Below are 6,469 nucleotides of genomic sequence, written 5' to 3'. Positions count from 1 at the left end.
GCTAAAAGACCCACTTTATCCTTATGCTGTTCACAGATTCATTAGGTACTATTATATTTAAGTTTCTTTTCACTCAAAATATCCTGTAATCTGATAAGAAAATACTAACTATGGTGGGCGTATGGCAAGGAAGGCCGTGATTTTACAAGGCGACAAAACCTCTCATGGTGGGGTCGTGTTACAGGGATCGTCAGTGATGCAGTTCTGCGGTACCCACGTAGCACTGGTGGTGCATTTGGTGTCCTGCCCGCAATGCAAAGGCGTCTTCCCCATTGTGATGGGGGCCTCAACTGCACAGGTCGGTGGGGTGCCGGTGGCGTTGGAAGGCATGAAAACCGCCTGTGGCGCCGAGTTGATCGCTTCACAACATGAATGTAACGCCTGACGGGGATTTCGTTCAGCGCTAATCACTCCGCCAGAACGGCAGGAGCACTGGGAGCAAGGATGCCGTGGCAACGCTAGACACGTTAGAGACCGAACCCGCCGTTTTTCAACCGCACACCCCACGGGTTGCCTGGCTACTCTCACCGCTTAATGGCAGTGAATATGTGGTCAGCTACGCGGATATTGCGCTGTTACTGGGCACCTTGCCGCAGCAAGGCCGTGGCGTCGCCCTCAATATCCTGCTGATTGACCGTCTGCTGCGAGAGTTGGACAAGCGTCTGAGCGCCCAGATGGATGCCATCCTGCATGCCCCCGAATTTCTGCGGCTTGAGTCGACCTGGCGTGGGCTGAGTCTGCTGGTCGATAACATCCCGTTTCATGAAAACATTCAGTTGACGCTGCTCCATGCCACTCAGGAAGAACTGCAGGCGGATTTCGAATTCTCCCCAGACATTACTTCCTCGGGCTATTACCAGCATGTCTATTCGGCAGGCTACGGCCAGTTTGGTGGGGTACCGGTGGCGGCGGTAATTGGCTGCTATGATTTCACCCCCGGTGCCGCCGATATCAAACTGCTGCACTACCTCAGCGTGGTCAGCGCCATGGCGCACGCGCCGTTTCTGTCGGCGGCAGACGCCACCTTCTTCGGCGTTGATTCATTGGCCGACCTGCCCGCCATTCTTGATTTGGACGCGGTGATGGCTGCACCGACACATATCCGCTGGCAGGCGCTCCGGGCTACCCCGGATGCCCGCTATCTGGGGCTGACCGTGTGCCGATTCTTGCAGCGCGAGCCTTATACCCCGGCGTCACAGCAGGTCCGGCAGTTTGTCTATCAGGAACAGATTGCAACACATCAACACCTGCTGTGGGGCAACAGCGCCTTTTTACTGGCGCTCTGCCTGGCGGGCAGCTTTGCCCGTTATCGCTGGTGTCCGAACATTATCGGGGCAGACAGCGGCGGGGCGTTCCGCAACCTGCCTGCTCAATACTACCCGGCGCTGGGGCGTTGGCAAGAAAAGATCCCCACCGAGACGCTGCTGTCGGACCAGTGGCAATACCGCTTGTCGATGGCCGGGTTTATTCCGCTTGGGGTGCGCAAGCAAGGGCAGGACGTGGTGTTTTATTCGGCCAACTCAATCCAGTCGCCGCACTATACCGACCTTACGCCTGAAGGGATGAACGCCCGGGTCAATGACCAGTTGGGAGCGCAACTGCCTTACCTGTTTATCATCACCCGGCTGGCGCACACCATCAAAGTGCTGCAGCGTGAGCGGCTGGGTAGCTGGCGCAATCGGGGAGACCTGCAGCATCAGCTCAACAACTGGTTAAAACGCTTTGTCTCCGATCAGGAGAACCCGCCTGCCAGTGTGCGCAGCCGCCGCCCACTGCGCGCTGCCCGCATTGAGGTGCAGGAAGTGGAGCACGATCCTGGCTGGTATCTGACACAACTGCATGTGCAGCCGCATTTCAAGCACATGGGCTCCAACTTCGTCCTCGCCCTGACCGGGCGTCTGGATAAATAATCTTACAGACAGGACGTCTTCACCATGAACCGGGATAAAAATCGGCAATCCTCTCAGGCGCGTCGGCGCAACGCGTTACACCAGGCAGCCAAAGCTCTGCAGCAGACCCATGCGCCACTGGTCTCCTTTCTGACAGCCTCTGGCCACGACCCCGATGTGGAGCGGCAACTGGAGGGGATGGCCTGGATGACCGGGCAGTTGGAGGGACAACTGGCTGACCAGCTACCAGTCCTCACCCACCATATGCTGGCCCTGTTGTGGCCCTATTTTCTGCGGCCCACCCCGAGCATGACCGTGCTGGAATGGCAGCAGGATTACCTGTCGGATCCCGCGCAGGCTTGCCCCCAGATTGCCAAGGGGGCCACGGTGGTCAGTATCCCGCTGCCGGTAACGACAGGTAAGGAAACGCTGCGGTGCCATTTTCGCACCTGCCGTGATACCCGGCTGTGGCCGTTACAGGTGCAGGCGGTAAGCCGCGAGCAGCGGCACGGCCATGACAGCCTGTGCCTGCAACTGGTCACCACGGCGGACCGGCCACTGGACCTCACTACCCTGAACGGCCTGCGGCTGTATCTGGGGGAAGACCTGCACACCGGGCAACAGCTGCATTTGTGGCTGAGTGAATACCTGAGCCACGCCACGCTGGAAGTGGGGGGAAAGACGTGGCCGCTGCCTGAGCTCGCACTCACCCCGGTTGGTTTCAACGACGAAGAGGCCCTGCTGCCCTGGCCACAGAATGCCGATCCCGGCTATCGCCTGCTGCAGGAACACGCCTGCTTCCCCAACGCCTTTTTATTTATGGACGTGACGGGGTTCCCCAGCCTGCCTTCACTGCCTGCCTCTCACGGCTTTACCCTGAGGTTCACCTTCTCCCGGCCCTTACCGTCCGCTCTGGTTATCAACCGCCAGACGGTGCGCCTGCATTGCACGCCCGCCATCAACCTGTTCAGCCACTACGCTGACGGGGTCAGCCTCGATGGTACGCAGTCAGAGTTGCCGTTATTCCCCAGCGTGCGCCATCCTGAGGACTACGACGTGTTCTCGGTGGATGAAGTGACCGGTGTATCAGCCCTGAGTGATAGCCCCCGCCACTATGCGCCGTTTGAGCGTTTCAGCCAGCAACAAGACGCGGGGTATTACCATGTGCGGGTCACCTCGTCGCCCGTGGGGGGCCTGAACCATCACCTGGCGTTGATCCGCCACGGTGAAAACCTGGACAACCTGCCGCCGGAATCGGTGTCCGTCCGGCTCACGTGCAGCCACCGCCGCTTGCCGTTGCACCTGAAAGTAGGAGAACTCCGCCAACCGGCCACCGGCTGCCCGCCTGGGGTCCGCGTGCACAATATCACCCGCCCGTCAGTCCCCCTGAGCCCAAGGTTGGATGCTACCTTGCAGGCGGCCCTGCTGCGTAATCTCTCGTTGAACAGCCGCTCACTGCTGACGCTGACGGCGCTGCGGCAGGTGCTGAGCGCCTGCGATCTGCCCGCCTGGCACAGTGAACTGGCGGCAGGGATCTCCCGGCGGCGCAGGGCGGGGTTACTCAGCCTGACCGTGTGCCCGGCTGAACGCCATATCGACGGTGTGCCGATCGATGGCCTGGCCTCAGTGCTTACGGTGCGGCTCCAAGGGGCGTTTGACTCGGAAGGCGAGCTCTATCTGACTGGCCGGGTACTGGCACGGTTCCTGGCCCAGCGTGCCAGCGTCAACCATTTCCATACCCTCACCGTGGTTAACCACGATAATCAGGAGTCTTACCGCTTTCTATGATCCCCAGTGCAGAGCAGGAGCAGCAGCTCCAGGTTATCGCCGATAACGTTAGCCAGTATGACTTCTACCGCCTGGTGGAAGGGCTGAACCGGCTGGCAGGCATCGATCCGGCCCGCACGCTCGGCCTGCCACCGAACCGGGAAGCGTTGCGCTTTACCGCTGCGGCCGGATTGGGCTTTGCCGCCAGTGATGTGGTGGCGTTGCAACATGAGCCGGGTGGGCCGCTGCGCCTGGAGGTGAGCTTTCTGGGCCTGCAAGGCAGCCAGTCGCCCTTGCCCTATTACTATCTGGATGACATTGCCGGGAGCACGGCGCAGGGAGAGACGCGGCTCAACGATTTTCTGGCGGTGTTCAACCATCGGCCCCTGTCGTTGGCGCACCAGATTTGGCGCAAATACCGCTATGAGATCACCTTTAAACCGGGGGGCCGCGATGCCACCTCGGGGCGTATTTTTGCCCTGATAGGCCTGGGCCACCCGCAGACGCGAGAGCAGTTGGGTATCAACGCCGAAGCCATGCTGGCCTACGCCGGTCTGCTGGCCTCACCGGGCCGCTCGCCAGAAGTGATCGCTCGCTTGGTCGGCCACTTCTTTTCACTCCCCGACGTGACGGTGCAGTCTTGTATGCCCCACGTCATGACGTTGAGTGACGAGCAGCAAAATCGCCTGGGGCAGGTCACCGCCGTACGCGGGCAACGCCATCAACCCCGTTCGCTGCTGGGGGGTAACTTTGTGATCGGCAGCCGGATGCGCGATCGCAGCGTCAAATTTCAGCTGTCGATCAATGAACTCACGCAGGAACAGTACCTGTCGTTTTTGCCTGACGGTAAGCAGCATCGCCTGCTGGTCAATTTTGTCGAGTACATCCTGCGCGAGCCGCTGGTCTGGGATCTGCGCCTGACGCTGGCACGGCATCAAGCGGGGGGGCTGAAGCTCGGTGACACACAGCGGACCCAGTTGGGGTGGACCACCTTTGTGGGGCAACCCGAAGCCAAACCCTACACCCTGTTGCCCGTGCGCAGGTAGCCAACGTCAAGGATTGATATGAACTTTACCGATCATCTCAGAGAGGAACATGCCTACCTGCGTGCGCTGGCAGACAAAGTAGGGCAGGAAAAACCCGCACTGGCCGCACAACTGGGCCGCCATGCGGGCGATCCGGATGTGGAATGCCTGATCCAGGGGGCGGCAATGCTGAATGCCGGGCTGCGTCAACGCCTGGAGGACGGCTTCCCCGAAGTCACGCAGGGGCATCTTGCGCGTACCTGGCCCTTCCCCCTGCGGCCTATTCCGGCCTGTGGCGTGGTGAACGTCAGCGCCAAAGCCAGCACGCTGGATGCGCCGTTAACCTTGCCTGCGGGCGAGTCGCTCTCCCTGTTAGCCGACGGACGTACGCAGGTGTTCCAGACCTGCCATGCCTTGACGCTACAGCCGCTGGCCCTGATTGACCGGCAGTTGCTGGTCACCCACTCCCACAGCGAGATCCGCCTGACGTTTCACTACCAGGGGCCGGGTGATACCTGGCCAACCCAGCCGCTGTCGCTGTTTCTGGGTGACGACCCACAGGTGGCGGCGACGCTGACCCTGTGGTGTGAACAGCATCAGGACCGCCCCGTGCTACAGGTGGAAGGACGACAATGGGTGTTGGAGACGGTGTTGTCTTCCCCACGGCCCACTGCGGATAACCGTATTCTGCCCCACGAGGGGGAAACCACCTGGGCGCTGCAGAGCCTGGCCGAATACCTGTACCTGCCCCATGTGAATGATTTCCTGACGCTGGATTTTGGCCCGATGCACTCAGGGCTGACGTTGGGGCACAGCCGCACCTTTACCGTCATCCTCACGTTCAACGGGGAGATCCCGCTCACCCAGGCCCAACTGGCGTCGGCCTTTATGCTGCACTGCGTCCCGGTGATCAGCCTGGCGGCACAGAAAAGCGCCCCCCTACGGCTGCACCCCGGGCAGAGCGTTTACCCGTTGCCGTATGTCGACGATCGCTGGGTGTATGCCATTACCGGCGTCAGCATGCTGGAGGAGCCGGATACCCTCAAACGGGGGCGGAAGGTGCATTTTCTGCCCGACAGCGAACTGACACCGGAGTCGCGTTATGCACCCGACGCCGGGTTGGCGCTGTTTTACACCGTCCGGGTCAGCGGTGATGTCCTGGGGCGGATGCAGCATGAGCTGGTGCTGTGCAACAGTGCCGGGGAGCCGCTGACCGAGCCCCCTTGCCGGGCGGTGGTCTGCGATCTGCTCACCACCTCGGCGCAAGCGCCCACGTTACCGCTTGGCTCCCCTTTCCTGCTTGGCATGGCGGTGACCGACACCTTGGACGTCACTACCGTCACCCGATTTTCGACCCCGTACCCGGCGGTGGTGGACAGCCATCACCATTGGCGGCTGATGGCCTGCCTGTCGTTCAGCCCCGCACTGCTCAACCACCGGGAAACGGTGCAGCGGGCGATCGACGATTTTTGCCTGCACGCCCGACATAACCTGCCGCAGGTCCGGCACATTCGCCGGGCGGTGGAGGGTATCACCGCCGTCAAGACCGAACCGGTGAATACCCTGATGGGGGAACGGCTGCGGCGCGGTTTGCAGATGACCCTGACGCTCGATGACCCGGCGTTCGACAGCCCGGGCGAAGGTTACACCTTCGCGGCGGCGTTGAGCGTCTTCTTTACCCATTGTCTGACCACCAACAGCTTCCTGCTGCTGGATGTGATAACCGAACCTTCACAGCGGCGCTGGGCATTGCCCCTGGCGCGCGGCCAACGCGCCATGATGTGAGAC

The 6,469-nt window shown here is 61.2% G+C and carries 5 protein-coding genes; all 5 read left to right on the top strand.

The features are described from left to right. Positions 1-121: 121 nt before the first annotated feature. Entirely contained in the window at positions 122-385 is a 264-nt protein-coding gene (locus tag ACKWMY_RS06880; RefSeq protein WP_409486091.1) for a PAAR domain-containing protein, read from the top strand. A gap of 64 nt (positions 386-449) precedes the next feature. Continuing rightward, positions 450-1,910, top strand: coding sequence for a type VI secretion system contractile sheath large subunit (tssC, locus tag ACKWMY_RS06875; RefSeq protein ID WP_409486090.1), 1,461 nt, complete (start codon positions 450-452; stop codon positions 1,908-1,910). A 24-nt stretch (positions 1,911-1,934) separates the two neighbouring features. After that, the gene (tssF, locus tag ACKWMY_RS06870; RefSeq protein ID WP_409486089.1) at positions 1,935-3,677 is read left to right on the top strand and encodes a type VI secretion system baseplate subunit TssF; all 1,743 of its coding nucleotides are present in this window, start codon (positions 1,935-1,937) and stop codon (positions 3,675-3,677) included. Continuing rightward, positions 3,674-4,702 carry a type VI secretion system baseplate subunit TssG gene (gene tssG, locus ACKWMY_RS06865; protein ID WP_409486088.1) on the top strand — a complete coding sequence of 343 codons (1,029 nt, stop codon included), beginning with the start codon at positions 3,674-3,676 and terminating at the stop codon, positions 4,700-4,702. Before tssF ends, tssG begins: the two co-directional genes overlap by 4 nt. Positions 4,703-4,720: 18 nt before the next feature. Next, positions 4,721-6,466 carry a type VI secretion system baseplate subunit TssF gene (locus tag ACKWMY_RS06860; protein WP_409486087.1) on the top strand — a complete coding sequence of 582 codons (1,746 nt, stop codon included), beginning with the start codon at positions 4,721-4,723 and terminating at the stop codon, positions 6,464-6,466. The last annotated feature ends 3 nt before the right edge of the window (positions 6,467-6,469 follow it).

This window comes from Serratia sp. J2 (genome assembly GCF_046269175.1).
Classification (GTDB): domain Bacteria; phylum Pseudomonadota; class Gammaproteobacteria; order Enterobacterales; family Enterobacteriaceae; genus Chania; species Chania fonticola_C.
Note: the sequence above shows the minus strand (reverse complement) of the source record. Positions and strands in the feature narration are given on the sequence as shown.